The 24,366-nt window shown below is 69.3% G+C and carries 19 protein-coding genes; 4 read left to right on the top strand and 15 right to left on the bottom strand.

Going from position 1 to position 24,366, the window contains the following annotated elements; all coding sequences use genetic code 11:
* Nucleotide 1: 1 nt before the first annotated feature.
* Nucleotides 2-736 (bottom strand): hypothetical protein, encoded by a 735-nt coding sequence (locus VPA02S_RS11140; protein WP_012745394.1) that lies wholly within the window; start codon nucleotides 734-736, stop codon nucleotides 2-4.
* Nucleotides 733-1,833 carry an alanine racemase gene (gene alr / locus VPA02S_RS11145; RefSeq protein WP_012745393.1) on the bottom strand — a complete coding sequence of 367 codons (1,101 nt, stop codon included), beginning with the start codon at nucleotides 1,831-1,833 and terminating at the stop codon, nucleotides 733-735. The genes VPA02S_RS11140 and alr overlap by 4 nt, the downstream gene beginning before the upstream one ends.
* A gap of 172 nt (nucleotides 1,834-2,005) precedes the next feature.
* Here alr and lplT point away from each other — a divergent pair, with 172 nt between their 5' ends.
* From lplT to VPA02S_RS11160, 3 genes are all read left to right on the top strand, one after another.
* Complete coding sequence (lplT, locus tag VPA02S_RS11150) at nucleotides 2,006-3,310, top strand: lysophospholipid transporter LplT (protein WP_012745392.1); 1,305 nt, start codon at nucleotides 2,006-2,008, stop codon at nucleotides 3,308-3,310.
* 115 nt (nucleotides 3,311-3,425) lie between these two features.
* Nucleotides 3,426-4,316: a DMT family transporter gene (locus VPA02S_RS11155; protein WP_012745391.1), complete on the top strand. Its 891-nt coding sequence runs from the start codon at nucleotides 3,426-3,428 to the stop codon at nucleotides 4,314-4,316.
* A 13-nt stretch (nucleotides 4,317-4,329) separates the two neighbouring features.
* A complete protein-coding gene (locus VPA02S_RS11160) occupies nucleotides 4,330-4,821 on the top strand; it encodes a glutathione peroxidase (RefSeq protein WP_012745390.1) in 492 nt (163 codons plus the stop codon).
* A 12-nt stretch (nucleotides 4,822-4,833) separates the two neighbouring features.
* On the opposite strand, the gene VPA02S_RS11165 is transcribed toward VPA02S_RS11160, so the two are convergent.
* From VPA02S_RS11165 to VPA02S_RS11205, 9 genes are all read right to left on the bottom strand, one after another.
* Nucleotides 4,834-5,268, bottom strand: a complete 435-nt coding sequence (locus VPA02S_RS11165; RefSeq protein ID WP_012745389.1) for a hypothetical protein — start codon at nucleotides 5,266-5,268, stop codon at nucleotides 4,834-4,836.
* Between the two features lie 89 nt (nucleotides 5,269-5,357).
* Nucleotides 5,358-6,590, bottom strand: coding sequence for a glycolate oxidase subunit GlcF (gene glcF, locus VPA02S_RS11170; protein WP_012745388.1), 1,233 nt, complete (start codon nucleotides 6,588-6,590; stop codon nucleotides 5,358-5,360).
* A gap of 23 nt (nucleotides 6,591-6,613) precedes the next feature.
* On the bottom strand, nucleotides 6,614-7,720 hold the full coding sequence (gene glcE, locus VPA02S_RS11175) for a glycolate oxidase subunit GlcE (protein ID WP_012745387.1): 1,107 nt from the start codon (nucleotides 7,718-7,720) through the stop codon (nucleotides 6,614-6,616).
* Nucleotides 7,721-7,749: 29 nt separating this feature from the next.
* Nucleotides 7,750-9,258 (bottom strand): FAD-linked oxidase C-terminal domain-containing protein, encoded by a 1,509-nt coding sequence (locus tag VPA02S_RS11180; RefSeq protein WP_012745386.1) that lies wholly within the window; start codon nucleotides 9,256-9,258, stop codon nucleotides 7,750-7,752.
* A 133-nt stretch (nucleotides 9,259-9,391) separates the two neighbouring features.
* Complete coding sequence (locus VPA02S_RS11185; RefSeq protein ID WP_012745385.1) at nucleotides 9,392-10,273, bottom strand: LysR substrate-binding domain-containing protein; 882 nt, start codon at nucleotides 10,271-10,273, stop codon at nucleotides 9,392-9,394.
* A gap of 343 nt (nucleotides 10,274-10,616) precedes the next feature.
* Nucleotides 10,617-11,552 carry an SMP-30/gluconolactonase/LRE family protein gene (locus VPA02S_RS11190; protein WP_062363801.1) on the bottom strand — a complete coding sequence of 312 codons (936 nt, stop codon included), beginning with the start codon at nucleotides 11,550-11,552 and terminating at the stop codon, nucleotides 10,617-10,619.
* 271 nt (nucleotides 11,553-11,823) lie between these two features.
* Entirely contained in the window at nucleotides 11,824-13,356 is a 1,533-nt protein-coding gene (locus tag VPA02S_RS11195) for an ammonium transporter (RefSeq protein ID WP_020610607.1), read from the bottom strand.
* A 22-nt stretch (nucleotides 13,357-13,378) separates the two neighbouring features.
* Complete coding sequence (gene glnK, locus VPA02S_RS11200) at nucleotides 13,379-13,717, bottom strand: P-II family nitrogen regulator (RefSeq protein WP_007833403.1); 339 nt, start codon at nucleotides 13,715-13,717, stop codon at nucleotides 13,379-13,381.
* Nucleotides 13,718-13,787: 70 nt separating this feature from the next.
* Complete coding sequence (locus VPA02S_RS11205) at nucleotides 13,788-14,612, bottom strand: TorF family putative porin (protein WP_012745382.1); 825 nt, start codon at nucleotides 14,610-14,612, stop codon at nucleotides 13,788-13,790.
* Nucleotides 14,613-14,829: 217 nt separating this feature from the next.
* Between VPA02S_RS11205 and VPA02S_RS11210 the strand changes: the two genes are divergently transcribed.
* Nucleotides 14,830-16,383 carry a YifB family Mg chelatase-like AAA ATPase gene (locus VPA02S_RS11210; protein ID WP_062363803.1) on the top strand — a complete coding sequence of 518 codons (1,554 nt, stop codon included), beginning with the start codon at nucleotides 14,830-14,832 and terminating at the stop codon, nucleotides 16,381-16,383.
* Nucleotides 16,384-16,411: 28 nt separating this feature from the next.
* Here VPA02S_RS11210 and VPA02S_RS11215 read toward each other — a convergent pair whose 3' ends face one another.
* The 4 genes from VPA02S_RS11215 to VPA02S_RS11230 are packed head-to-tail and all read right to left on the bottom strand — an operon-like array spanning nucleotide 16,412 to nucleotide 24,359.
* Nucleotides 16,412-18,583, bottom strand: coding sequence for a serine/threonine-protein kinase (locus tag VPA02S_RS11215; protein ID WP_012745380.1), 2,172 nt, complete (start codon nucleotides 18,581-18,583; stop codon nucleotides 16,412-16,414).
* Nucleotides 18,584-18,614: 31 nt separating this feature from the next.
* A complete protein-coding gene (tagF, locus tag VPA02S_RS11220; RefSeq protein WP_012745379.1) occupies nucleotides 18,615-19,340 on the bottom strand; it encodes a type VI secretion system-associated protein TagF in 726 nt (241 codons plus the stop codon).
* Between the two features lies 1 nt (nucleotide 19,341).
* On the bottom strand, nucleotides 19,342-22,977 hold the full coding sequence (gene tssM, locus VPA02S_RS11225) for a type VI secretion system membrane subunit TssM (RefSeq protein ID WP_012745378.1): 3,636 nt from the start codon (nucleotides 22,975-22,977) through the stop codon (nucleotides 19,342-19,344).
* The gene (locus VPA02S_RS11230) at nucleotides 22,977-24,359 is read right to left on the bottom strand and encodes a DotU family type VI secretion system protein (protein WP_012745377.1); all 1,383 of its coding nucleotides are present in this window, start codon (nucleotides 24,357-24,359) and stop codon (nucleotides 22,977-22,979) included. Before VPA02S_RS11230 ends, tssM begins: the two co-directional genes overlap by 1 nt.
* Nucleotides 24,360-24,366 lie beyond the last annotated feature (7 nt).

Raw genomic sequence — 24,366 nt, forward strand, 5'->3', positions numbered from 1 at the left:
CTCAGTGCTTCTTCAGCAGGACCCGCACCGCCTCGGGCAGCGAATTGACCTGCGGCATGAAGTGGTCGAGCACGGCGCCCAGGGCCACGGCGCAGACGACGGCTCCCAGCAGCGGCTTCCACGTCAGCCGCACGGCCGCCATCAGCCAGCCTTCGCGCGCCACCCGCACCGCGGCGCGCGCCGAGACGTAAGAGAACGCCACCTCGACGGCAACGGCCAGCAGCGCGTCCCAGCTGAAGTAGAGCAGCACCAGCGAGCCGGCGCCCAGCACCATGGCCACGCAGATCAGGAAGACGGCGACCACCGGCACCACGATGACGGCGCCCTCGTCCGCGGCGCCCGCCACCTCGAGCGCGCCGCTGGCCGCATCGGACAGCGCGCTGCCTCCGGTGCCGCCGGCCGGGCTGCCGGCCGCATCGAACGCCAGATCGCCCGCATCGACGACATCACCGGCATCGACGTTGAAGCCGGCCCGGTTCTCGACCAGCCGCCGGGCCCACCAGCGCAGCACCCCCAGGTAGCCCAGATACCCCACGCCCAGCGTGAGCAGGTAGCGCAGTGCCAGCGACTGCACGTCCAGCACATGCATCTGCAGCGCCGACACGCCCCACATCAGCAGCAGCGTGAAGCTGCCGATCAGGATGCCGTGCGTGCGCAGGCTGTAGTTGCGGTGCAGCTCGCGCTCGAGCTGCGTCTCCCACAGGCGCACCGAGCGCCAGTTGGAGAGAACCTTCATTCGCCGTCGGCCGGCGCGAAGGGCACGCGCGGCGCCACCGCGCACATGAGCTCGTAGCCGACGGTGCCGGCGGCCTGCGCGACCTCGTCGATGGGGAGCACCGCGCCGCTCACGGCCGAGCGGCCCCAGAGCGTGACCTCGGTGCCGAACTTGGCCTCGGGCACGGGCGTGAGGTCGACCGTGATCATGTCCATGCTCACGCGGCCCACCATGCGGGTGCGAACGCCGTTCACCAGCACCGGCGTGCCGGTGTTGCAGTGGCGCGGATAGCCGTCGGCATAGCCGACCGCGGCCACGCCGATGGTGAGCGGCCCCTCGGCCGTGAAGTTGGAGCCGTAGCCGATGGTGTCGCCCGCCTTCAGTGTCTGGATCCCGATCAGTTTGGTCGAGAGCGTCATGGTGGGCTGCAGCTGCCAGTGCGCCGCGTCGTGCTCGGGAAAGTCGGGCGCGCTGCCGTACAGCACGATGCCGGGGCGCACCCAGTCGCCGCGGGTCTGGCGGGCATGGCGCAGAGTGGCGGCGCTGTTGGCGATGGAGCGTTCGCCCAGCAGGTCGTGGGTGGCGCGCTCGAACACTTCGAGCTGGTGCGCGATGCCGCGTGCGCCGTCGGCGTCGCTGAAATGCGTCATCAGCGAGATCTCGTCGACCTGGGGCAGCGCGTTCAGCCGGGTCCAGGCCGAGCCGAAGCGCTCGGGGGCGAAGCCCAGGCGGTTCATGCCGGAATTCATCTTGAGGAACACGCGCTGCGGCTTGAGCGTCTTGTGGGCCGCGAGCATGTCGATCTGCTCGTCGCAGTGCACCGTGTGCCACAGGTCGAGCCGCGAGCACAGCTCCAGGTCGCGCGCGTCGAACACGCCTTCGAGCAGCAGCACCGGGCCGCGCCAGCCAAGGGCGCGCACGCGCTCGGCCTCGGCCAGGTCGAGCAGCGCAAAGCCGTCGGCGCCGCGCAGGCCCTCATAGACCCGCTCGATGCCGTGGCCATAGGCATTGGCCTTGACCACGGCCCAGACGCGGGCATCGACCGCGGCACGCCGTGCCCGGTCGAGGTTGTGGCGAAGCGCGGCGGTGTGGACAGTGGCGAGAATGGGGCGCGGCATGATGGGCGTCGAATGGTGGACGGATGGGGTTTTAGCATCTTCCCGGACCAGGCTGTCCAGGATGTGAACGCTGATTTCGCCGTCGTACCCCCATGCTATAACCGCCCATTCGCCCAAAAGTCGCGACACTTTTTCACTACAGCCAGCACATTCCTGGCCAGCCAGCCCATCGATGAAGCGCGGTTTCTACACGATCATGTCGGCCCAGTTCTTTTCGTCGCTGGCCGACAACGCGATCTTTGTCGTGGCGGTCGAGCTCATGCGAAGCACGGGAGCGGCCGAATGGCAGCGCGCGGCGCTGGTGCCGATCTTTGCCGTCTTCTACGTGGTGCTGGCGCCGCTGGTGGGCGCCTTTGCCGACGCCTTGCCCAAGGGGCGGGTGATGTTCATCAGCAACGCGATCAAGGTGGTCGGCTGCCTGATGATGCTGTTCGGCTCGCATCCGCTGCTGTCGTATTCGATCGTGGGGCTGGGCGCCGCGGCCTATTCGCCGGCCAAGTACGGCATCCTGACCGAGCTCCTGCCCGCTTCGCAGCTGGTCAAGGCCAACGGCTGGATCGAAGGGCTCACCATCGCCTCGATCCTGCTGGGCATCGTGCTCGGCGGCTCGCTGGTGGGGCATGCGGTTTCCAGCCGGCTGCTGTCCTTCGACATGCCGCTGATCGACACGGGGGTCGATTCGCCGGCCGAGGCGGCCATCTCGGTGCTGATCTTCGTCTACATGCTGGCGGCCTGGTTCAACACGCGCATTCCGCACACCGGCGTCGAGATGCGGCCGCTGCGCGCCAATCCGGCGCACGGCCTGGCGCGCAACATGTTCTCGCTGCTGCCCGACTTCTGGCACTGCAACGCACGCCTGTGGCGCGACAAGCTGGGCCAGATCTCGCTGGCCACCACCACGCTGTTCTGGGGCGCGGGCGCCAATCTCAAGTACATCGTGCTGGCCTGGGCCGCGCTCGCGCTCGACTACAACACCACGCAGGCCACCGCGCTCACCGGCGTGGTCACCATCGGCATGGCGGTGGGCGCCATCGTGGCGTCGATGCGCATGCGGCTGGACATGGCCACGCGCGTGATTCCCATGGGCATTGCCATGGGGCTGCTGGTCATCAGCATGAACCTGATCGGCAACGTCTGGATCGCGGTGCCCTTTCTGATCCTGCTGGGCGGGCTGGGCGGCTTCCTGGTGGTGCCGATGAACGCGCTGCTGCAGCACCGCGGCCACAACCTCATGGGCGCGGGCCGCTCGATTGCCGTGCAGAACTTCAACGAGCAGGCCTGCATCCTGCTGCTCGGCGGCTTCTACAGCGCCTGCACCGGCCTGGGCCTGTCGGCCTTTGCGGCCATCGGCGCCTTCGGCGGCGTGGTGGCGGGCTGCATGTGGCTGATCCAGCGCTGGCATCATCACAACCTGCGCAAGTACCCCGAAGAAGTCGAGCACCTGCTCGCCATCGCCCGCAGCGACAAGCATCATTGACCTCCCCCAGGCTGCGCGCACTTCGTGTCGCTTCGCCCACCCCCTCCCCGGGGGCAACACCGGTGGCCCGGCGAAGCCGGATCCACGGTGTTCCACGAAAAAAACTCCTGCCCTCATGCCAGCTCTCGCACTGATCTTCAACGCTTTTGTGTGGGGCGTTTCGTGGTTCCCCTTTCGGCACATCGAAAGCCACGGGCTGCATCCCGTCTGGACCACCTGCATCATCTACGTGGCGATCTCGCTGGCGATGGGCTTCTTTCGCCGGCACGCCTGGCGCGGCTTCGCGGCGTATCCGATGCTGGTGCTGCTGGGCCTGGCAGCGGGCTTCACCAACCTGGGCTTCAACTGGGCGGTGACGCAGGGCGACGTGGTGCGGGTGGTGCTGCTGTTCTACCTGATGCCGCTGTGGAGCGTGCTGCTGGGCTGGGCCGTGCTGGGCGAGCGGCCCACCGGCGGCGCGCTCGCGCGCGTGGCGCTGGCGCTGACCGGCGTGGCCGTGGTGCTCAAGACACCCGGCGTCGAGTGGCCGGTGCCGTCGAGCCTGCCCGACTGGCTGGGCCTGGCGGCCGGCTTCAGCTTTGCCGTGACCAACATCGTGCTGCGCCACCTGCGCGATGCGCCCGGCGAATCGCGCGCGCTGGCCATGTTCTGCGGATGCGCGGCGGTGGCGGGGATTGCCGCGGCGGCCGGCACGCTGCTCGGCGACTTCGGCTCGCCGCTTGCCGCGGAGCCGGGCTGGATCGGATGGGCGGCCTTGCTGGGCACCGGCTTCGTGCTGGCCAACATCTGCCTGCAGTACGGCGCGGCCCGGCTGGCGGCCAGCGCCACGGCGGTGATCATGCTGTCGGAGGTGCTTTTTGCCAGCGTCTCCTCCGTGGCGCTGGGTGCGGCCCAGATGGACCCGCGCATCCTGGCGGGCGGCGCGCTGATCGTGCTGGCGGCCGTGTGGTCGGCGTTTGCGCGAACGCCGGCGCAGGGCGATGATCGGCTTTCATCCCCCACCTGACCGAGGCAGCGCCATGACCACCAGCATCTACGACTTCGAAGCCAACCGGATCGACGGCAAGAAGGTGAAGCTCTCGGACTTCCGCGGCAAGGTGCTGCTGATCGTCAACACGGCCAGCCAGTGCGGCTTCACGCCGCAGTTCGCCGGGCTCGAGCAGCTGCACGAGAAGTACGCGAGCCAGGGGCTGGTGGTGCTGGGCTTTCCGTCGAACCAGTTCGGCTCGCAGGACCCAGGCACCAACGAGGAAATCGGCGCCTTCTGCACCACCAACTACGGCGTGAGTTTTCCGATGATGGAAAAGATCGACGTCAACGGCGGCAACGCCGCGCCGCTCTACCAGTGGCTCACCAAGGAAAAGCCGGGCCTCCTGGGCAGCACGGCCATCAAGTGGAACTTCACCAAGTTCCTGGTCGGCCGCGACGGGCGGGTGCGCAAGCGCTACGCGCCGCTGGACACGCCCGCGTCAATCGCGCGCGAGATCGAGGCGGCGCTGGCGGCGGGCTGAATCGAGGCCCGCTCAGAACCTGAAATCGACAGTCTTCGAGCCGCTGCCCACTGTCACCGCCTGGCTCTTGGCACTGCCGGCCATGGCGGCGTCGATGGTGTAGCGGCCCGCGGGCAGGTCGACCAGGCAGACCGGCCCGCTCGCGCGCAAGGCCAGCGAGGGCGCGCCGTCGGCGCCCCTGATGTCGACCTGCACATCCGCCAGGTAGGCGCCGTCGGAGCGCGCGAAAAGCAGGGCCAGCGGATGGTCCTTCATGGCGGCGCGCATGGCGGTCGATTCATCCGAGCCGATGCCGCCGCAGACATAGCGCACCGCGCCCTCGCCCTTCCATTGCGGCATGGCCGACTGGGCCTGCGCGCCAACGGCGCCGGCCGCGCATGCCAGCGCCAGCAGCGCGCGCCGCAAGTGCTTCTTCGGAACGGTGGAAGCTGCTTGAACAGAAGACATGAGGCTTGCTCCTAGGAAAAACGGTGCCGCCATGATGCGGCGCAAAAGCCCGGCGCGCGAGTCGGACCAGGGCGCTCTTCGGTGTGCGATCAGGCCGCTGCCAGCGCCGCGTCCAGCAGCTCCACCCAGTGCCGCACGGGCGTCTGCTGGCTGCCGCTTTGCAGGTGCGTGATGCAGCCGATGTTGGCCGAGGCGATGACGCTCGGCTGCAGCTGCGCCAGGTGCCCGAGCTTGCGGTCGCGCAGCGGGTAGGCCAGCTCCGGCTGCAGCACCGAGTAGGTGCCGGCCGAGCCGCAGCACAGGTGCGATTCGTTCATGGCCACGCGCACGTCGAAGCCGAGTGCGCGCAGATGCGTTTCGACGCCGCCGCGCAGCTTCTGGCCGTGCTGCAGCGTGCAGGGCGGGTGGTAGGCGGCCACGCCCTGCGGCGCATGCACGCGGGCCTTCAGGACCGGCACCAGGTCGGGCAGCAGCTCGCTCAAATCGCGCGTCAGCTCGCTGATGCGCGCGGCCTTGGCGGCGTAGGCCGGGTCGTGCTGCAGGATGTGGCCGTACTCGCGCACCGTGACGCCGCAGCCCGAGGCGTTCATGACGATGGCTTCGACCTCGTTGCGTTCGACCATCGGCCACCAGGCGTCGATGTTGGCGCGCATCTGGGCCTTGCCGCCCTCCTGGTCGTTGAGGTGGAACCTGACGGCGCCGCAGCAGCCGGCCTCGGGCGCGACCACGGCCTGGATGCCGGCCGCATCGAGCACGCGCGCGGTGGCGCTGTTGATGTTGGGCATCATCGACGGCTGCACGCAGCCCGCGAGCATCATCACCTTGCGCGCATGCGTGGCGGTGGGCCAGGCGCCGGCCTCCTGCCTGGCCGGCACCTTGGCCTTGAGCGAATCGGGCAGCAGGCCGCGCACCGACTGGCCGAGCTTCATCGCCGGGCCGAACAGCGGCGACGGCAGTCCTTCCTTCAACAGCCAGCGCGTGGCCGACTCCATGGCGGGGCGCGGCACCTTCTCGTCGACGATCTTGCGGCCGATATCGACCAGGTGGCCATACTGCACGCCGCTCGGGCAGGTGCTCTCGCAGTTGCGGCAGGTCAGGCAGCGGTCCAGGTGCAGCTGCGTGCTGCGCGTGGGGGCCTTGCCTTCGAGCACCTGCTTGATCAGGTAGATGCGTCCGCGCGGGCCGTCGAGCTCGTCGCCGAGCAGCTGGTAGGTGGGGCAAGTGGCGGTGCAGAAGCCGCAGTGCACGCACTTGCGCAGGATGGCTTCGGCCTCGCGGCCTTCGTCGGTGCCGCGGAATTCGGGGGCGAGTTCGGTTTGCATCGCGGGTGTTCTTGGTTTTTTATCTATGCGCCGGCGAGCAGCCGTGCGCGATCGAAGATGCGGTGCGGATCGAATTCGTGCATCAGCGCCTGGTGGATGCGGGCTACGGGCGCGCTCAATGCGTCGAAGCGCGGCACGCGGCTGTCCGCGGCCTGGCCTGCAGGCATGCGGAACAGCGTGGCGTGCCCGCCGGCCGCATGCGCAGCTTCGCGGATGCGCGCGGCCTGCGCGGGCGGCGCCTGGTACCAGCGCTGCCCGCCATGCCATTCGACCAGCGGCGCGGCGCCATCGCCATCCCATGCAAGCGCCGATGCGGTCTGCGGCACCGACAGCCGCCACAGTGCGTTCACGCCCGTGCCGAACCACGGCAGCTGCTGGTCGCGCAGCGCCTGCCAGTGCGCCGCGGCTTGCGCGTTGTCCCTGCGCTCGCCGCCGAGATGCGCGCAGGCGGCTTCCACCGCCGCGACCGCGCCGCGCAGGCGCAGCTGGAGGACGCCGGCGCCCGCCTGTTCGAACCAGCAGCTCGCATTGAGCGGCAGCGGCCGGCCGCCCCATTCGTTGAGCAGCCGCAGCGCATCGGCCTGGCTGCAGGCGAATTCCAGCGTGGCCTCGGCGGGCGCAACGGGCAGCACCTTGAGGCTCACCTCGGCAATCACGCCCAGCGTGCCGAGCGAGCCCGCGAGTACGCGCGAGACGTCGTAGCCTGCGACGTTCTTCATCACCTGCCCGCCGAAGCTCAGGATGTCGCCACGGCCGTTGACCAACGTGGCACCGAGCACGTAGTCGCGCACCGCGCCCACGCTGGCGCGCGCGGGGCCGCTCAAGCCGGCGGCGACCATGCCACCCACCGTGCTGTTGCTGGCGAAGTGTGGCGGCTCGAAGGGCAGGCACTGCCCCTCCTCGGCCAATGCGGCTTCGAGTTCGGCGAGCGGTGTGCCGGCGCGCACGGTGACGACGAGTTCACTCGGCTCGTAGCTCGTGATGCCTGCGAGCGCCGTGGTGTCGAGAACGTCGCCTTGCAACGCCTCGCCGTAGAAATCCTTGGTGCCGCCGCCGCGGATGCGAAGCGGCGTGGCATCGGCGGCCGCGGCGCGAATGCGTTCGGCGATCTGGCGGAGGGCGGGTTCCATGGTCTGTGCTGCTTTTCTTGTCGTGGTTCTCAGAAGCGCGGCAGCTCGGGATGCGGCAGCCGGCCGCCGCGCACCACCTGCTTGCCGTATTCGGCGCAGCGCTGCAGCGTGGGGATCACCTTGCCGGGGTTCAGCAGGCCGGCCGGATCGAAGGCGCGCTTGACGCCGAACATCTGCTCGTTCTCCGCCGCGGTGAACTGCACGCACATGCTGTTGAGCTTTTCCACGCCCACGCCATGCTCGCCCGACACGGTGCCGCCCATGGCCACGCTGGTCTCGAGGATGTCGGCGCCGAAGAGTTCGCAGCGGTGCAGCTCGTCGGGGTCGTTGGCGTCGAAGAGCACCAGCGGATGCAGGTTGCCGTCGCCCGCGTGGAACACGTTGCAGCAGCGCAGGCCGTACTTCTTCTCCATCTGCTGGATGGCCAGCAGGATGTCGGCCAGGCGCTTGCGCGGAATGGTGGAGTCGAGGCACATGTAGTCGGGGCTGATGCGGCCCGATGCGGGGAAGGCGTTCTTGCGGCCGCTCCAGAACTTCATGCGCTCTTCCTCGCTGCTGCTCACCGCAATGGCGGTGGCGCCGCAGGAGCGCAGCACGGCCGTCATGCGGCCGATTTCTTCTTCCACTTCCTCGGCGGTGCCGTCGGATTCGCACAGCAAAATCGCGGCCGCGTCGAGGTCGTAGCCCGCGTGCACGAAGTCTTCAACGGCGGCGGTCATGGGCTTGTCCATCATCTCGAGCCCCGCGGGAATGATGCCGGCCGCAATCACCGCGGCCACCGCATCGCCGGCCTTGCGAACGTCGTCGAAGCTGGCCATGATGCAGCGCGCGACCTGCGGCTTGGGCACCAGCTTGACGGTGACCTCGGTGGTCACGGCCAGCATGCCTTCGCTGCCGATGACCAGCGCGAGCAGGTCCAGGCCCGGCGCGTCGAGCGCCTCGCCGCCGAATTCGATGGGCTCGCCTTCGGCCGTGAAGCCGCGCACGCGCAGCACGTTATGCAAGGTGAGACCGTACTTGAGGCAGTGCACGCCGCCCGAGTTCTCGGCCACGTTGCCGCCGATGGTGCAGGCGATCTGGCTCGACGGATCAGGCGCGTAGTAGAGGTTGAAGGGCGCGGCGGCTTCGCTGATGGCGAGGTTGCGCACGCCGCACTGCACCACGGCCGTTCGGCTCACCGGATCGATCTTCAGGATGCGGTTGAACTTGGCGAGCGACAGCGTCACGCCCAGCGCATGCGGCATGGCGCCGCCCGAAAGCCCGGTGCCCGCACCGCGCGCCACCACGGGCACGCCGAGCGGGTGGCAGGTCTTGAGCACGGCCGCCACCTGCGCCTCGGTCTCGGGCAGGGCCACCACCAGCGGGCGCTGGCGGTAGGCGGTGAGGCCGTCGCACTCGTAGGGCGTGGTGTCCTCGGCGTGCCAGATCAGCGCGTGGGCCGGCAGGTGGGCCTGCAGGGCGCGCACGATCTGCGACTGGCGGTCGGTTTTTTTTTGCAGCAGCGAATCGTGCTGGGCGGCGGTGAGCGGCGCGTTCATGGATGTCTCTCTTGGTGCCCTGCACTCTACGCAAAATGCGGCGCGGCCGGGTTGAAGCTTTTTTGCGCGGCGCTTGAGAGAACTTTGCCGATAGAACTCTGCCGGATGGGGCAGCCGGCCGGCCGCCGGTTCTTCAGCGCAGGCTCTGCGCGAGCCAGTCCGCAAACGCCGCGCATTCCCAGCGATCGAGCGTGCCGGGCTGCCAGCAGATGGTGTGGCGGTGCGGCGAGGGCACGGGCCGGTCGGACAGTGGCACCAGCCGGCCCGATTCGAACCAGGCGGCGCCCATCTTCTGGCGCACCAGCGCCACGCCGAAGCCGCTCGCAGCCGCGTCGTAGACCAGGCCCAGGTCGTTGAACTGCGAGCCGACGTGCGGCTCGGGCTGGTCGAGGCCGCAGCTTGCGAACCAGGTGCCCCAGGGCTCGAGCGGACTGCGGATGAGCCGCGCGCTGGCAATCTCCGCCGCAGTGCAAAAGCCGTCGAAGGGGCCGAATTCGTTGAGGTAGCTCGGGCTGCAGGCAGGCACCACCTCTTCCTCGAGCAGCAGGCGGTGTTCGCAATCGGCGTACGCGCCGCTGCCGTAGCGCACTTCGAGATCGGCCTGCTCGGCCGTGACGTCGAGCAGCGGAATGGACACCTGCAGCACCAGCTCGATGTCGGGGTAGATGTTGCGGAACAGCTCGAGCCGCGGCATCAGGAACACGCGGCTGAAGGTGGGCGTGACGGCAATGCGCAGGCGCGTGGCGCGCGTCGCCGCGTTGCCGAGCGGCGTGGCCTGCAGCGCAGCAAGGCCGGTGCGCACGTTGGCAAGGTAGGCCGCGCCGTCGGCCGTGAGGCTGAAGTCGCCGCGGCCGAAGAGCTTGAAGCCCACGTGCGCCTCGAGTTGGCGGATGCGGTGGCTCACGGCACTGGCGGTGACGCACAGCTCGTCGGCCGCGCGGCCCGCATGCCGCAGCCGCGCCACGGCCTCGAAGGTCAGCAGGCACTGGATGGGCGGGATGTGCTGCAGGGCCATTGTCCTTACCCTCTTCTGGGGTGCTGTTGGTTTCGGCGCTGTTGTTCAGGGCGCGTGCACAGGCCACCGGGTACTCCCCTCCGCGAATGTCCCCCGCCTTCGGCTCCTCCTTTATTTCGCTGCGGGGAGCACCCGATGGCCTGTGCACTGGGACACGCTCCGGGTGTACCGCTGATCAACGACCGCTCCGCATGACGCTCCCGCTGATGGGGTGCCTTGCGCAGCGAAATAAAGGAGGAGGCCGCAGGCCGGGGGACATTCGCGGAGCAAGGCACCCCGTCGGCGGGAGCGCGCCCCGAACAAAGCACGTCATGCACGACGCATCGAGTCATGGGATTCACCCCTAGTCCTCGAAGAAGCTGACGGGCAACCCCGGCGTATCGACCCGCATCGAGATCACCGTGCCCGACGCCGGCAGCCGCTCGATCTCGGCGGCGGGGCGGCCCTTGCGGGCGGTGGTGACGAAGAGCGTCTTCAGGTCGTCGCCGCCGAAGCAGGGCATGGTGGGGCACTGGGCCGGCACAGGAACGGCGGCCACGATCTCGCCCGAAGGCGCAAGGCGCAGCAGCTGCGCGCCTTCGAACATCGCGACCCAGTAGTGGCCCTGTGCATCGACCGTGGCGCCATCGGGGCGGCCTTCGTAGCGCAGCGCCAGCGAATCGGGGGTCCAGCCTTCGGGCTTGGCGTCGAACTGGTGGAACACGCGGGGCTGCGAAAGCGTATTGGCCGCCGCGTCCCAGTTCCAGGCGCGCACCTGGTGCGCGGGCGTATCGGCCCAGTACAAGGTGCGCGCATCGGGCGAAAACGCGAGCCCGTTGGCCGTGGTCACCTGGTTGGCCATCTGCGTGAGGGCTGGCGCCACGCCGCTGCCGGGACGCGCATCGAGGCAATAGAGCGCGGCGTTGGCGCGGTCCTTGGCCTCGTTGATCGAACCGCTCCAGAAGCGGCCGAGCGCGTCGCACTTGCCGTCGTTGAAGCGCATGGTGCGCACGTCGTGATCCACGCGCGCGATCGCGACGAGTTCACCGCCCCACTCGCGCGCCCGGTAGATGCCGTCGCGCAGCGCGATCACGAGGCCGCCATTGCGTGCCGGCGCCATGCAGCCTGGCTCGGTGGACAAGGCCCAGCGCTCCACCTTGGCCGAGTCCGTGCCGATGTCGCCGCGCGTGCGCAGCACCGCACGGCCCGGGATGTCGAGCCAGTACAGGGCGCGTTCCCGCGGATGCCAGAACGGCGATTCGCCGAGCTCGCAGAGGCTGTTGTCGATGGAGGTCCACATGCCCGGAATTGTGCATGCGCGGACATCGCCGCTCCAGCGGGAAAACGCAGGCAAAAAAAAGCCCGCTGACGCCGAAGCGCTCGCGGGCTGAACATCCAAAGGAGACCTCGCTGAAAAATCGTCCTGTTCTTTCTTTTTCTTCTTCTCACCACCAGCCCCCGCACCGCATGCCTCGTTCCAGAAACACCGAGGAACCGGCTTTGCCGGGCCTCTGGTGTTGCCCCCAGCAGGGGGTTGGCGTAGCGACACGAAGTGCGCGAAGACTGGGGGGTTACCTGTTATATGCGGTCTCGCCGTGCGAGGAGATGTCGAGGCCTTCGCGCTCTTCTTCTTCCGACACACGCAGGCCGATGGTGAGGTCGGCGATCTTGTAGGCAATGAACGAGACCACGCCCGACCAGACGATGGTCAGCAGCACGCCCTTGAGCTGGATCCACACTTGCGCGCCGATGCCGTTGGACACCACGCTGGCCGTGACCCAGTCGCCCACGAGGCCGGGGCCGCCCAGGGCCTGGGTGTTGAACACGCCGGTGAGCAGCGCGCCGACGATACCGCCGACACCGTGCACGCCGAACACGTCGAGAGAGTCGTCCGCGCCGAGCAGCTTCTTGAGGCCGTTGACGCCCCAGAGGCAGGCGAAGCCGGCGATGAAGCCGATGATGATCGCGCCCATCAGGCCGACGTTGCCGGCGGCCGGGGTGATGGCCACCAGGCCTGCCACGGCGCCCGAAGCAGCGCCCAGCATCGAGGCCTTGCCGCGCATCAGCGCTTCACCGATGCACCATGCGAGCACGGCGGCGGCCGTGGCGGTGAAGGTGTTCATGAAGGCGAGCACGGCGCTGGTGCCGGCTTCCAGGGCCGAGCCGGCGTTGAAGCCGAACCAGCCGACCCACAGCAGCGAAGCGCCGACCATGGTGAGCGTGAGCGAGTGCGGCGTGAAGGCTTCCTTGCCGTAGCCCACGCGCTTGCCGATCACGAAGGCGCCCACCAGGCCCGCCACGGCGGCGTTGATGTGCACCACGGTGCCGCCCGCGAAGTCGAGCGCGCCCCACTGCCAGATCAGGCCGGCCTTGGCGTTCTGTGCGTCCACCACGTTGGCGGCGGTGTAGGCGTCCGGGCCCATCCAGAACCAGACCATGTGCGCGAGCGGCGCATAGCTGAAGGTGAACCAGATCACCATGAACAGCAGCACGGCCGAGAACTTGGCGCGTTCCGCGAAGGCACCCACGATCAGGCAGCAGGTGATGCCGGCGAAGGTGGCCTGGAAGGCGGCGAACAGCAGCTCGGGGATGTAGACGCCCTTGCTGAAGGTGGCGCCGGGTGCGAACACGCCGGTGGCCGGATCGAAGATCCCCTTCATGAAGAGCCGGTCGAATCCGCCGAAGAAAGCGTTCCCCTCGGTGAACGCGAGGCTGTAGCCATAGATGAGCCACAGCACCACGATCATCGAGAAGGTGACCATCACCTGCATCAGCACCGACAGCATGTTCTTGCTGCGCACCAGGCCGCCGTAGAACAGCGCCAGGCCGGGAACCGTCATCATGATGACGAGCAGCGTGGACAGCATCATCCAGCTGGTGTCACCCTTGTTGAAGGAAGGAGCGGCAGGCGCCGCGGCGGGCGCTGCTTCGGCAGCAGCAGCGGGCGCGGCGGCAGCCGGAGCGGCCGCAGGTGCCGGCGCGGCGGCGGCGGGCGCGGATGCCGCCGGCGCCTCGGGCGTGGCAGCAGGCGCCTGGGCGAAGCTCGCCGTGCCTGCAGCGAGCAGGCTCAGGCCGAGCGCGAGAGAAACAAGCAGTTTTTTCATGGTTGTTGTTTTCCGGGCTGGATCAGAGGGCTTCGCGGCCGGTTTCACCGGTGCGGATGCGAACGACCTGCTCGAGGTTGTAGACAAAAATCTTTCCGTCGCCGATCTTGCCGGTGCGCGCCGCACCCTCCACGGCTTCGATCACGCGGTCCACGAGGTCGTCGGACACCGCCGCCTCGATCTTGACCTTGGGCAGGAAGTCGACCACGTACTCCGCGCCGCGGTACAGCTCGGTGTGGCCCTTCTGGCGGCCGAAGCCCTTGACCTCCGTGACCGTGATGCCCTGCACGCCGATGGCCGAGAGGGCTTCGCGCACCTCGTCGAGCTTGAACGGTTTGATGATGGCTGTGACCAGCTTCATGATGACTTTCTCCTTCTTGGATGGAATGGATGGTGCGGCAGCTTGGGCCGCACCTTGTTCTTGTTCCTGCTTACAGGGTCTTGCTGAGCGTAACGATGAAGCGCGCCTTGTTGGGCGAATAGGTGGTCTGGCCGAAGGTGCCGAAGCCGAGGTCGACGCCCGGGTTGGACACGGCCAGGTACGAGCTCTTCTTGTTGGCGCCCTGGATCGAGCCGGCCAGTGCGAGGCCGCTGCCGAAGTCGTACGACACGCCCACGTTGTAGTCGACGTAGCTCTTGTAGCCCAGGCTGCGGATGTCGCTGGACATGTGGGTGTAGCCCACGGCGGCCTTCAGCGTGAGCTTGGGCACGATCTCCTTGCTGTAGGCCAGGTTCAGGTAGCCGGTGTTGGTGCCCTTCAGGCCCGAGCCGGCCTTGTTGCCCGCGTAGCCGAAGTAGTCCTTCGACACCGTGTGCGAATACTTCAGCGTGAACGAGCCGATGGCCTCGTCGGCCCAGGTGCCGGCGCCGTACAGCTCGGTGGTGTTGCCGGCGGAGTTGCCCGGGTAGATGTAGGTCAGCGCGCCCACGTCCATGTCGAAGGGGCCGGCCTTGAACTTGTAGCCGCCGTAGATGTCGCTCTCGATGCTGTTGCCCTTGAGCCAGTTGACGCTGGAGTTCCAGTTGCCCACATAGAAGCCGGTCTCGCCGAAGGCGTAGTCGAAGCCGCCCTGGATCGCGGGCTTGAAGCCCTTGGTCTTGGCGTAGTCGTTCTTCCCGATCATGTCCTGGTCCTGGCCGCGGAACTTGTAGTTGCTGGTCAGTGCCACATTCCCCGTGAGCTGTGCGCTCGCAAGCATCGGCAGGGCAGCAAGGGCGGCCACGGCCATTGCCTGGGCGAATTTACGGTGCATCATCGAGACTCCTCGGAGTTGGTTGGATTGTTGGGGGACACCGTCTCATAGCAGGGAGCGTGCCAAAGTGCACGTTTTGCCCTGCGGCACGGCGGCCGCCCCCGCACCTGCAACCCAGGCGAAATAGTTACAAGCGTGTTCAGTTGCGGTACCCCATGGGGCACCGCGGTGCATGAGCCCGGCCAAAAACGGGCGCACCACAATGGTGAGAGGGAGTGGAATGAGCCTGTCTTTGGTGCAAAGCCGTGCTTTGCTTGGGCTGGAAGCGGCCAGTGTCACGGTCGAGGTGCATCTGGCGAACGGCCTGCCGAGCTTCACGCTCGTCGGGTTGGCGGAAACCGAGGTCAAGGAGGCGCGCGAGCGGGTGCGCTCGGCCATCCAGAACGCCGGCCTGGAGTTTCCGAACAACAAGAAGATCGTCGTCAACCTGGCGCCGGCCGACCTGCCCAAGGATTCCGGCCGCTTCGACCTGCCGATCGCGCTCGGCATCCTCGCGGCCAGCGGGCAGATCCAGCCCGCGCTGCTGGCGGGCCATGAATTTGCCGGCGAGCTCTCCCTTTCAGGCGAGCTGCGGCCGGTGCGCGGCGCGCTCGCCATGGCGCTGGCCCTGCATACGCGCGGCATCGCGACGCGGCTGGTGCTGCCCGCCGCCAGCGCCCAGGAAGCGGCGCTGGTGCCCGGCAGCGAGGTGTATGGCGCCAGGCACCTGCTGGACGTGGTGCAGCGCTTCATGCCCGAGGGCGCCGCGCTGCCGCAGGGCGAGGAACAGCAGCAGCAGCAGCCCGCCACGGACGGCTGGGCCCGCGTGCACGCCGCAGCCGCGGCGCCCGCGCCGCTCTATGCCGACCTGGCCGACGTCAAGGGCCACGCCGGCGCCAAGCGCGCCCTCGAGATCGCCGCCGCGGGCGGGCACAGCCTGCTGATGGTCGGCGAGCCCGGCTCGGGCAAGTCGATGCTGGCGCAGCGCTTTGCCGGCCTGCTGCCGCCCATGAGCGTCGACGAGGCGCTGGAGAGCGCGGCCGTGGCCAGCCTGGCCGGCAGTTTCTCGGCCGCGCGCTGGATGAACCGGCCGACCTCGGCGCCCCACCACACATCCAGCGCCGTGGCGCTGGTGGGCGGCGGCTCGCCCCCGCGGCCCGGCGAAATCTCGCAGGCGCACCACGGCGTGCTCTTGCACCACGAATTTCCGGAGTTCGCACGCTCGGCCCTCGAGGCGCTGCGCGAGCCGCTGGAGACGGGCACCATCACCATCGCGCGCGCCGCCCGTCGCGCCGAATTTCCGACGCGCTTCCAGCTGGTCGCGGCCATGAACCCCTGCCCTTGCGGCTACCTGGGCTCGACGCTGAAGGCCTGTCGCTGCACGCCGGACCAGATCTCGCGCTACCAGGCCAAGCTCAGCGGCCCGCTGCTGGACCGTATCGACCTGCACATCGAGGTGCCCGCGGTGTCGGCGCAGCAGCTCATCGATGCGCCGCCCGGCGAATCCACGGCCAGCATCCGCGCCCGCGTGGTGGCCGCGCGCGAGTTCGCGCTGCAGCGCCAGGGCGGCCCCAACCAGGCGCTGCAGGCCGGCGCCATCGACAAGCATGCCGCGCTCGACGATGCGGCCCGCAAGTTCGTCTACAACGCCGCCGCCAAGCTCGGCTGGTCGGCGCGCAGCACGCACCGCGCGCTCAAGGTGGCGCGCACCGTGGCCGACCTGGCGGGCGCCGAATCGGTGGGGGTGGTGCATGTGGCGGAGGCGGTGCAGTACCGCAGGGCGCTGCGGAACTGAGCGCCCCCGCCAAGGCGCAGAGCAGCGCCTACTTGAACTCGTGGCTCACCACAGGCGCGGACTTGCTGTCCTGCACCGTCACGCGCTGGCGGTAGACGTCGAGGTCGCCGTTGCGCACTTCGATGTTGTAGATGCCCGGGCGCAGCGAGAGCGACTTGAGCGGCGGGCTCACGCCGCGCTCGGCGCCGTCGACGAAGACCTGGCCCCAGGGACGGATGTTGAGCACCACGCGTCCCATGCCGGGCGGAGCGGCCGGCGGCGCGGTCGGCGGGGTCGGGCCGCCGGCGATCACGGTGGGTACCGGATTCGTGGGCGCCGTGCCCGGTGCCGCGGGCACGGCCTGCGCGAGCCGGTTCAGCTCGGCGATGGCGTTGCGGGCATCGCGCGCATGCGGGCCGCGCCGGTAGCGGCGCAGGTAGGCCTCGTAGCCTTCGCGCGTGTTCTCGGCCTGGGCCAGGTTCCAGTCCTCGGCTTCGGCGGTGGCCATGGCGGCCTCCGGCGGCGGCACGGGCGTTGGCGTTGCGCCCGGGGGCGTGGCTGCGGGGTCCGGTGTGGCCGGTGCAGCTGCCGGCGCCGCGCCCACTGGCACATTGGTCAGCGGCGTCAACGGGCCGGCCGGTGCGCTGGCCGCCGCCGCGGGAGGCGGCGTGCCGGGCGCTGCCGCCACGTTCTCGCCCGCGGGCGCCGATGATGAGCCGCCGGCGGCGCCTTCGCCCGGCGGCATGGCGGCAGGCGGCGGCGAGGTGGCGGACATCGGCCCCGACGGCGGGGGCACCGGCACCATGGCGGTCGATGTTTCCTGCCGGCCTGAAGTCAAGTGAAGGCCGATCCAGCTGCCCACGGCCACCAGCGCAATCAGCAGCACGCCGACCAGGCCCCACGGCGGCCGCGACGATTTCTTGCCGGTCGGCGCTGGCTGAGGCTGCGGCTTGCCGGCGGCCGATGGAGGACGTACCGGCGCTGCCGCAGCCTCGCGCGGTGCGGCGGGCTTGGGCGAGGATGACGGAGGCTCGGCCTTGGACGCGGGCTGAGGCTTGGGCTTGGGCTCGACCGGCTCGGAGGCAGCGGCTCCAGGCCGCACGGCACTGGCCGATGCAGTGGCTTGCGCTGCTGCGGCCGCCGCTGGCGCCGATGCCTGGGGTGCCGCCGAGGCAGCCGGCGCTTGCTGCGGCACCGGTGCCACCGCGGGCGCGGCCTTCGAAGGCGGCGGTGGCGCGATGACGGCCATGGGCGCCGCCAGTCCGCTCACGTAGGTATCGCCCAGCTTGGCAAGCCCCAGTTCGGCCGCGAATGCGGCCACGGTCTGCGTGCGGTCCTTGCTGTGCACGGCCAGCGTGTGGTCGACGGCCGCGCAGAAGGCCGGGCTCAGGTCGCTGCGGCCCAGCGACGACAGCGGCACGTAGGCGTCCTGCACGCTGCGCACCACGGCCGAGGGCGGCGGGTGGCCGGTGACGGCGCGGTACAGCACGGCGCCCAGCGCGTAGAGGTCGGTCCATGCGCCCTGCAGCAGCGTGTTGTCGTCGGCGTATTGCTCGATCGGCGAATAGCCGGACTTCACCATCACCGCCACTTCGTCGACCAGGTCGGCGATCGACTTGCGCGCCGCGCCAAAGTCCAGCAGCACCGGCAGGTCGTCCTGCTGGATGAAGATGTTGTCGGGCGCGATGTCGCGGTGGAAGCACTGGCTGCGGTGCAGCGTCTCGAGCGCGCCGAGCAGCGGGCCGAGCATGCTCAGCAGCCAGGCCTCGGAGATCTTCTTCGGCTCTTCCTCGGCCAGCCGGCGCAGCGTGCGGCCGCGGTAGAGCTGGATCGCCATGTAGGCGGTGCTGTTGGCCTCCCAGAAGCGGTGCACCCGCACCAGCGCCGGATGGCTGAACTGCGCGAGCGTGCGCGCCTCGTTGATGAAGCTGCGCAGGCCCGCCTGGAAGGTGGCCGTGAGGCGGTCGGAACGCACGTGCACGCTGTCGTCGCCCACGCGGCGCGCGAGCATCGAGGGCATGTATTCCTTGATGGCCACCTCGCGCTGCAGCGAATGGTCGTAGGCGCGGTAGACGATGCCGAAGCCGCCTTCGCCAATGACCTCGAGCAGCTCGAATTCGTCCAGCCGGTGGCCCGCGTCCAGCGGATGGGGGCGCTCCTGCGGATCGGCCTGCATGCTGGCGCTGCCGTTGCTGTTGTCATTGCTGGCGTTGGTCGTCATGCATCTCCTCCCGCGGCGGGGGTCTGGTCGTTCATGCCCATGGCACATGCCCCTGTGAAAACAACTTCGAGAACAACGGCGTGTTGAGGCCTCCGCCGTGGGCGGCGGTGCGCAGCGGCGAGCCGTCCGCCTGGTTGGTCCACCAGTAGCTGGTGCTTCCGAAGGCATCGAAGCACAGCGGCAGCTCGGGCCAGCCGAGGCGCTGCTGCGCGCCTGTGGCGCCGGCGCCGCCAGCCGCGGGCCCGAGGATCGAAAGGATGTCGTCCGAGCCGCCGCTCGCGGTCTGGAAGCCGCCGTGGGCCGCGGCCAGCACCTGGCGGTCGAACTGGTCGGGCGCCACGCTGTGGCGGATCGCCTGCAGCAGCGCGGTGCCGCATTGCCAGTACCACGCGGCCGAGCCCTCGAGCATGGAGGGCCGGTAGCTCGAGGCGGCCACCTGCAGCGTCACGCACACGGGGTAGTAGCGCCCCACGCGGTCGCAGCTGGGCGCCAGGCAGCCGAACTGCACCGCGTCCACGCCCTGCGTGGCCGGAATCGCGAAGTTCCAGACCGGCGCCACCACGTAGTGCCGCGTCATGGCGTCGGGCCAGCGCTTGAAGGTGCCCAGGCCGTTCTGCATCCAGCGGTCCCACCAGGCCTGGAGCTCGCGCGGCACGCGGCGATAGAGAAAGTCGCCGGCCGCGGGCAGCTTGCCGTACCAGCCGATCTGCTCGTCGTCGGGCACCCACACCCGCGGCGAAGGAATGCCGCTGTTCATGTCAGGATTTCCCGGGGCACGAAAAGCCGTTCATCTGGTGCAGGCGCAGCGGGTTGTAGACGCTGTTCGCCGTCACCGCGAGCACCACCTTCTTGCCTTGCAGGTCGAAGGTCGCGTTGAACGATTCGGGCGCGCTGCCCGACGAAATGGAGGCCTTGTCGAACAGCCGGTGCAGCGCCCACGGCCCTTCGGTGACGATGCCGCCGGCCGGCGTGCCGCTGGCGGTCGTCACCTGCAGCCGCACCTGGTTGCTGTTGCGCGGGCCGGGCCACTTGACGGTGCTGGGCGCCTGCGGTCCGTGCGCATAGCGCACCGTCTGGCCGTCGATGTCGAGCGTGAACTGGCTGATGGCGGCGTCCATGTCCTCGGGCCGGATGTCGATGGTGAACGAGGGCGTGCGCCCGCCCGCCATGCCCGAGAAGAACACGTCGCGGATCGCCTGCGCCTTCTGGAACGAATCGAGGTACGCCGAGCGCCCCGGCGAGCTGCCGTCCACGCCCTTCTTGAAGGCCCAGGGGTTGACGGAGGTGTCGACCTGCGAGGCCAGGTTCTTCTGGAAGAAGTCGTCCATCATGCCGCCCGGCGCGAACAGCTGCGCGAAGTCGCCGGCGGCCACGTCGCGGTTCGAGCCGCGCGAGAACGGATAGCGCCCCGCAATGGCCTGGCTGCAGAACTGGCCGATGGTGGCGGCCGCGTTCTGCCCGATGTTCTGCCGCGTCACCGCCGCCGCCTTGGACGACGCGGTGGCCGAGAGGTCGTTCAGCATGCCCTGGAACGGCACCGGCAGGCGGCCCGCCTCGGCCTGCACCTTGGTGACCGCGTCGCTCGATGGCGGGATGTTGCCGCTGCGCAATGCCGTGTCGGTGGCGGTGAGGAAGGTGTAGAGCTCGTTGATGAGCGCGGCCGTCGCGTCGATCGGCGCCTGGCCGCCGGCCTTGGGCGCGGTGACCATGCGGCGAAGCGGCGCGAAGTGGTTGTCCACCAGCGATTCGGGGCGGTCCGGCACGGTGTTGCGGCGCTGGCTGCCGTCGGGCTGCCCGATGAGCTGCTCGATGCGCTCGCGCGTGCTGGCCACGCGGTTCTGCGCCTGGTCGAGCAGGCTGCGCGTGGCTTCGTCGTGGTTGCGCAGCAGGTCGGTCTCGCGCGCCGCGCCGCGGATGAGGCGCGACATCGGCGACTCGCTGGTCGAGAGCACGCGCGTCATCTGGATGCTCTGCAGCAGCGAGCGGCTGTCGGCCAGCCGGACGTCGAGCAGGTAGTCGTCCCAGACGCGGATGTAGTCGGTGAGGTAGAGCCGGCGCACCTCGCGCAGCAGCAGCTCGCGCGAGGTGATGTCGGCCATGCCGGGCGCGCGGATCTGCAGCACCCAGCGGTCTTCCTGTTCGAGCGCAAGCGTGGTCTCGGCCATGCGCTTGTCGAAGATGTCCCAGTAGCCGCGGTAGGTGAACAGCGTCGGGATGCCGTCGGTGAGCGGCTTGCCGCTCGTGCGCTTGATCACCAGCGCCGACTCGGCCCCCGCCGCCTCCGCGATGCTGAAGGCATTGGGCGGACTGGTCTGCAGCAGGATGCGCCGCAGCCGCGCATAGGCGCGCTGCGCCAGCGGCACGCCGGCCAGGCGGTTGCGCGTCTCGGTGACGAGCCGGTCGTCCTTGGCGAAGGGCGAGGTCACCACGCGTTCGGCGAACAGCGCCTTCAGGTGCGACTCGAGGTTGGTGCGCTGCTCGCGCGTGAGGCCGGCGCCGATCTTGCGGTCCACGTCGGTGAGCAGCCAGGCCTGGAGAAAGTCGGCGTCGTAGCGCTCCGCGTCGTACAGCATGAGGTAGGCCTTGAGCGCCTCGTAGCTGTATTCGGCATCGGTCTTGGAGGCCTCGCGCAGCGCCTGCTCCACGCGCTGCGCGGCCTGCGGCAGCAGCACGCCTTCGAGCGCGCGCTGGTAGACGCCGTCGGTCGCGGCCTGCAGCTTCTCGCCCTGGTAGAGGCCGAAGCGATAGCCCATGGGCGGATCGCCGATGTCGAAATGGCTCGACTTGGGCAGGTCGCGCAGGCGGTCGAGCACGGGCAGCGAGCTCGCGATGTCGCTGTTGGAATCGACCACCGTCGGCAGTTCGCCGCGCGCCGCGGCCTTGTTGAAGGCCTTGGCGTTGGTGTCGACCTCGGCCACGTAGTCGCGGTTGTTGCGCCAGCTGTTCACGCAGGCGCCCAGCACCACCACCAGCAGCACGCCGATGAGGCCGTAGCCCGCGAGGTCGATGGCGCGCTTGCGCCGGTACCAGCGCAGGTTGGTGCCGGCCACGCCCGCGTCGCGGAAGATCACCTGCTGCAGCAGCTCCTTGAGGAAGTAGCTCTTGCCCGGGCCCGGCGGCGGCGCGGGCGGCGCGTTGACCTGCAGGTAGCGCTTGATCGCGCCCATCACGCGGTCGAAAGCCGTGCCCTCCTGCGTGCCGCTGGTGAAGTACACGCCGCGCAGCATCGGCGCGACTTCGAACTTCGAGGGGTTGAACACGTCGGCCAGGAAGGTGCCCAGGATGTCCTCGAAGCTCGCGAACTGCTGCGGCAGCAGGTAGGCCTGCGCGCGGCGCAGCTGGTCGGGCTCGGCCGCCAGCAGTTCCGGCAGGCGCTCGTCCAGGCGCTGGTGCAGCAGCTTGTATTCCTGGTGGAAGCGCTCGCGCAGGTCGGCCTTGGCCGGGTCTGCGGGGTTGGCATCGATCGGGAAGGTGAAGCCCCAGACCTGCGAGCGCTCGGCGCGGCCGAGCGCGCCGAAGTACTCGTTGAAGCCGGCCAAGAGGTCGGTCTTGGTGACCAGCACGTACACCGGAAAATTGATGCCCAGGCCGTTGCGCAGTTCGAGCAGCCGCTTGCGCAGCGCCATCGCGTGGCGCGCGCGCTGCGCGTCGTCGGCCAGCGGCAGGTCGGCAATGCTGATGGTGAGGATGGCACCGTTGATCGGCTGGCGCGGCCTGAACTTCTTGAGCAGGTCGAGGAAGCCCTTCCACTCGCCCTCGTCGGTCTCGCGGTTGCTCTCGTGCGTGGTGTAGCGCCCGGCGGTGTCGATCAGCACCGCCTCGTTGGTGAACCACCAGTCGCAGTTGCGCGTGCCGCCGATGCCGCGCACCGCGGCCTTGCCGAGCTGGTCGGCCAGTGGGAAGTCGAGGTCGGAGTTGACCAGCGCGGTGGTCTTGCCCGAGCCCGGCGCGCCGATGAAGATGTACCAGGGCAGCTGGTACAGGTACTGGCGGTCGAACAGCGCGAAGCGCCCCGCGGGCTTGCCGCCGGCATCGGCGCCGAAACGCATGTTCTTCAGGATGGACGTGGCGTCGGTGAAGCCGCTTTGCAGCTCCTTGATCTCGGGCGCATCCTCGGGCTTGGCGGCCTTCTCCTTGGGCGACGGCGTGCGCAGCTGGTTGAGCAGCTGCGCATTGAGGCGCCGCTCGCGCCACTTGCGGTAGAGCACGCGCGCGATCCAGATCGCGAACATCAGCGCGATCACCACGATGCGCACGAACTCGCTTTCGAACGGCCGGTAGCGGCCCACCGCAATGACGGGGCCGATGATCCAGATCAGGAACGCAACGGCCAGCAGCCCGAGAAAGACCCACAGGTCGCGGCTCACGAGAAAACGGAAAATCGCGCGCAGCATCAGCGGGTTCCTCCCTGCGGTGCAGGAGCGGCGCCTGCGGCCACGGGTGCCACCAGCAGCGTCACTTCGACCCGCCGGTTGCGCGCACGGTTGGCCGGCGAATCATTAGGCACCAGCGGATCGGCATCGCCGCGGCCTTCGGCGCGCAGGCGCTCGGGCCGCGTGACGCGCGTGGCGATCATCTTCTTGACCGCATCGGCACGCGCCTGCGAGAGCTGCCAGTTGGACGGAAAGCGCACGCTGCGGATCGGCTGGTCGTCGCTGAAGCCGCTGACGAGCACGTTGCCCTCCACCGAGTTGAGCGCATCGGCCACGCGCGCGAGCACGGGCGCATAGCGGTCGAGCACGCGGTCGGAGCCCGATGCGAACAGGCCGTCGCCGCGCAGCACCACCACGCTGCGGTCGGCCTCGTCGCGCACCGTCAGCAGGCCGTCGCGGATCTCGGGTTCGAGAAAGCGCTGCAGCCGCGGCTGCGGTGCCGGCGCAACGGCCACGGCACGCTGCGTCTGCGGCAGGCGCACCGCATTGACCGCGGCGAATGCGCCGTCGGAACGGCCCGCCAGGCTGAAGGTGAGCACGCCGAACACCAGCACCAGCAGCACCGCCGCCACCGCGCCCACGGCCCACAGCGGCACCCAGTTGCGCGTGCGGCGCACCGGCGCGCTCGCATCCTGCCAGTGCGGCGACAGCGGCACGGCAATTTCGCCGCGCGTCTGGCGAATGATCTGCAGCAGCCGCTGCTTGAGCGTTTCGAGCTGCGTGCGGCCGTTGTCGATGACGCGGAAGCGCCCTTCGAAGCCCATCGCCAGGCAGAAGTAGATGAGCTCGATCAGCTGCAGGTGCTGCTGCGGGTTCTGCACCAGCCGCGACAGCAGCTGGAAGAATTTCTCGCCGCCCCAGGTCTCGTTGTGGAACATCACGAGCAGGCTCTGCGACGACCAGATGCTGCCGCCCCAGGGCGTGAGCGCGGCCGCTTCGTCGACCGCGGTGCACAGGCAGTAGCGCGCGCCGATGATCACTTCGGGCGCAATGCCGCTTTGCTGCGCGCGCGTCTCGAAGCGCCGGACCTCGTCGACCAGGTGCTCGCGCAATTGCGCGGGCGCATCGTGGTGGCCGGTGGCGCGGATCTGCGGGATCAGGTCGAGCAGCGGGTTGGCCGCCGCGACGAGCGGGTTGTTGCCGGCCAGCGCCGTGTCGCCCGCATGCGGACGGCGTGCGTCATGCCAGGCGGTGAATGACTGCGGTTGCTGCTGCCCCGCGCCGCGCGATGCCGGCGGCATGCCCGCCGCATCGCCGTTGCCGCCGTTGTTGTTGGCGCCGCCGCCCGGGTTGGGCGGCACGAAGCCTCCCGGACCGACGGCCATGTCGTTGACACCGTTCATAGGGTCC

Origin of the sequence: Variovorax paradoxus NBRC 15149 (assembly GCF_001591365.1) — a bacterium.
GTDB lineage: Bacteria > Pseudomonadota > Gammaproteobacteria > Burkholderiales > Burkholderiaceae_C > Variovorax > Variovorax paradoxus.

Coding starts and splice junctions, on each gene's coding strand:
- glcE (WP_012745387.1), bottom strand. CDS start 7,720: ATGGAACCCGCCCTCCGCCAGATCGCCGAACGCATTCGCGCCGCGGCC.
- tssM (WP_012745378.1), bottom strand. CDS start 22,977: ATGCTGCGCGCGATTTTCCGTTTTCTCGTGAGCCGCGACCTGTGGGTC.
- VPA02S_RS11155 (WP_012745391.1), top strand. CDS start 3,426: ATGCCAGCTCTCGCACTGATCTTCAACGCTTTTGTGTGGGGCGTTTCG.
- tagF (WP_012745379.1), bottom strand. CDS start 19,340: ATGAACAGCGGCATTCCTTCGCCGCGGGTGTGGGTGCCCGACGACGAG.
- VPA02S_RS11195 (WP_020610607.1), bottom strand. CDS start 13,356: ATGAAAAAACTGCTTGTTTCTCTCGCGCTCGGCCTGAGCCTGCTCGCT.
- VPA02S_RS11185 (WP_012745385.1), bottom strand. CDS start 10,273: ATGGCCCTGCAGCACATCCCGCCCATCCAGTGCCTGCTGACCTTCGAG.
- VPA02S_RS11230 (WP_012745377.1), bottom strand. CDS start 24,359: ATGAACGGTGTCAACGACATGGCCGTCGGTCCGGGAGGCTTCGTGCCG.
- VPA02S_RS11140 (WP_012745394.1), bottom strand. CDS start 736: ATGAAGGTTCTCTCCAACTGGCGCTCGGTGCGCCTGTGGGAGACGCAG.
- lplT (WP_012745392.1), top strand. CDS start 2,006: ATGAAGCGCGGTTTCTACACGATCATGTCGGCCCAGTTCTTTTCGTCG.
- VPA02S_RS11215 (WP_012745380.1), bottom strand. CDS start 18,583: ATGACGACCAACGCCAGCAATGACAACAGCAACGGCAGCGCCAGCATG.
- VPA02S_RS11205 (WP_012745382.1), bottom strand. CDS start 14,612: ATGATGCACCGTAAATTCGCCCAGGCAATGGCCGTGGCCGCCCTTGCT.
- glcF (WP_012745388.1), bottom strand. CDS start 6,590: ATGCAAACCGAACTCGCCCCCGAATTCCGCGGCACCGACGAAGGCCGC.
- VPA02S_RS11165 (WP_012745389.1), bottom strand. CDS start 5,268: ATGTCTTCTGTTCAAGCAGCTTCCACCGTTCCGAAGAAGCACTTGCGG.
- VPA02S_RS11160 (WP_012745390.1), top strand. CDS start 4,330: ATGACCACCAGCATCTACGACTTCGAAGCCAACCGGATCGACGGCAAG.
- VPA02S_RS11180 (WP_012745386.1), bottom strand. CDS start 9,258: ATGAACGCGCCGCTCACCGCCGCCCAGCACGATTCGCTGCTGCAAAAA.
- VPA02S_RS11190 (WP_062363801.1), bottom strand. CDS start 11,552: ATGTGGACCTCCATCGACAACAGCCTCTGCGAGCTCGGCGAATCGCCG.
- VPA02S_RS11210 (WP_062363803.1), top strand. CDS start 14,830: ATGAGCCTGTCTTTGGTGCAAAGCCGTGCTTTGCTTGGGCTGGAAGCG.
- glnK (WP_007833403.1), bottom strand. CDS start 13,717: ATGAAGCTGGTCACAGCCATCATCAAACCGTTCAAGCTCGACGAGGTG.
- alr (WP_012745393.1), bottom strand. CDS start 1,833: ATGCCGCGCCCCATTCTCGCCACTGTCCACACCGCCGCGCTTCGCCAC.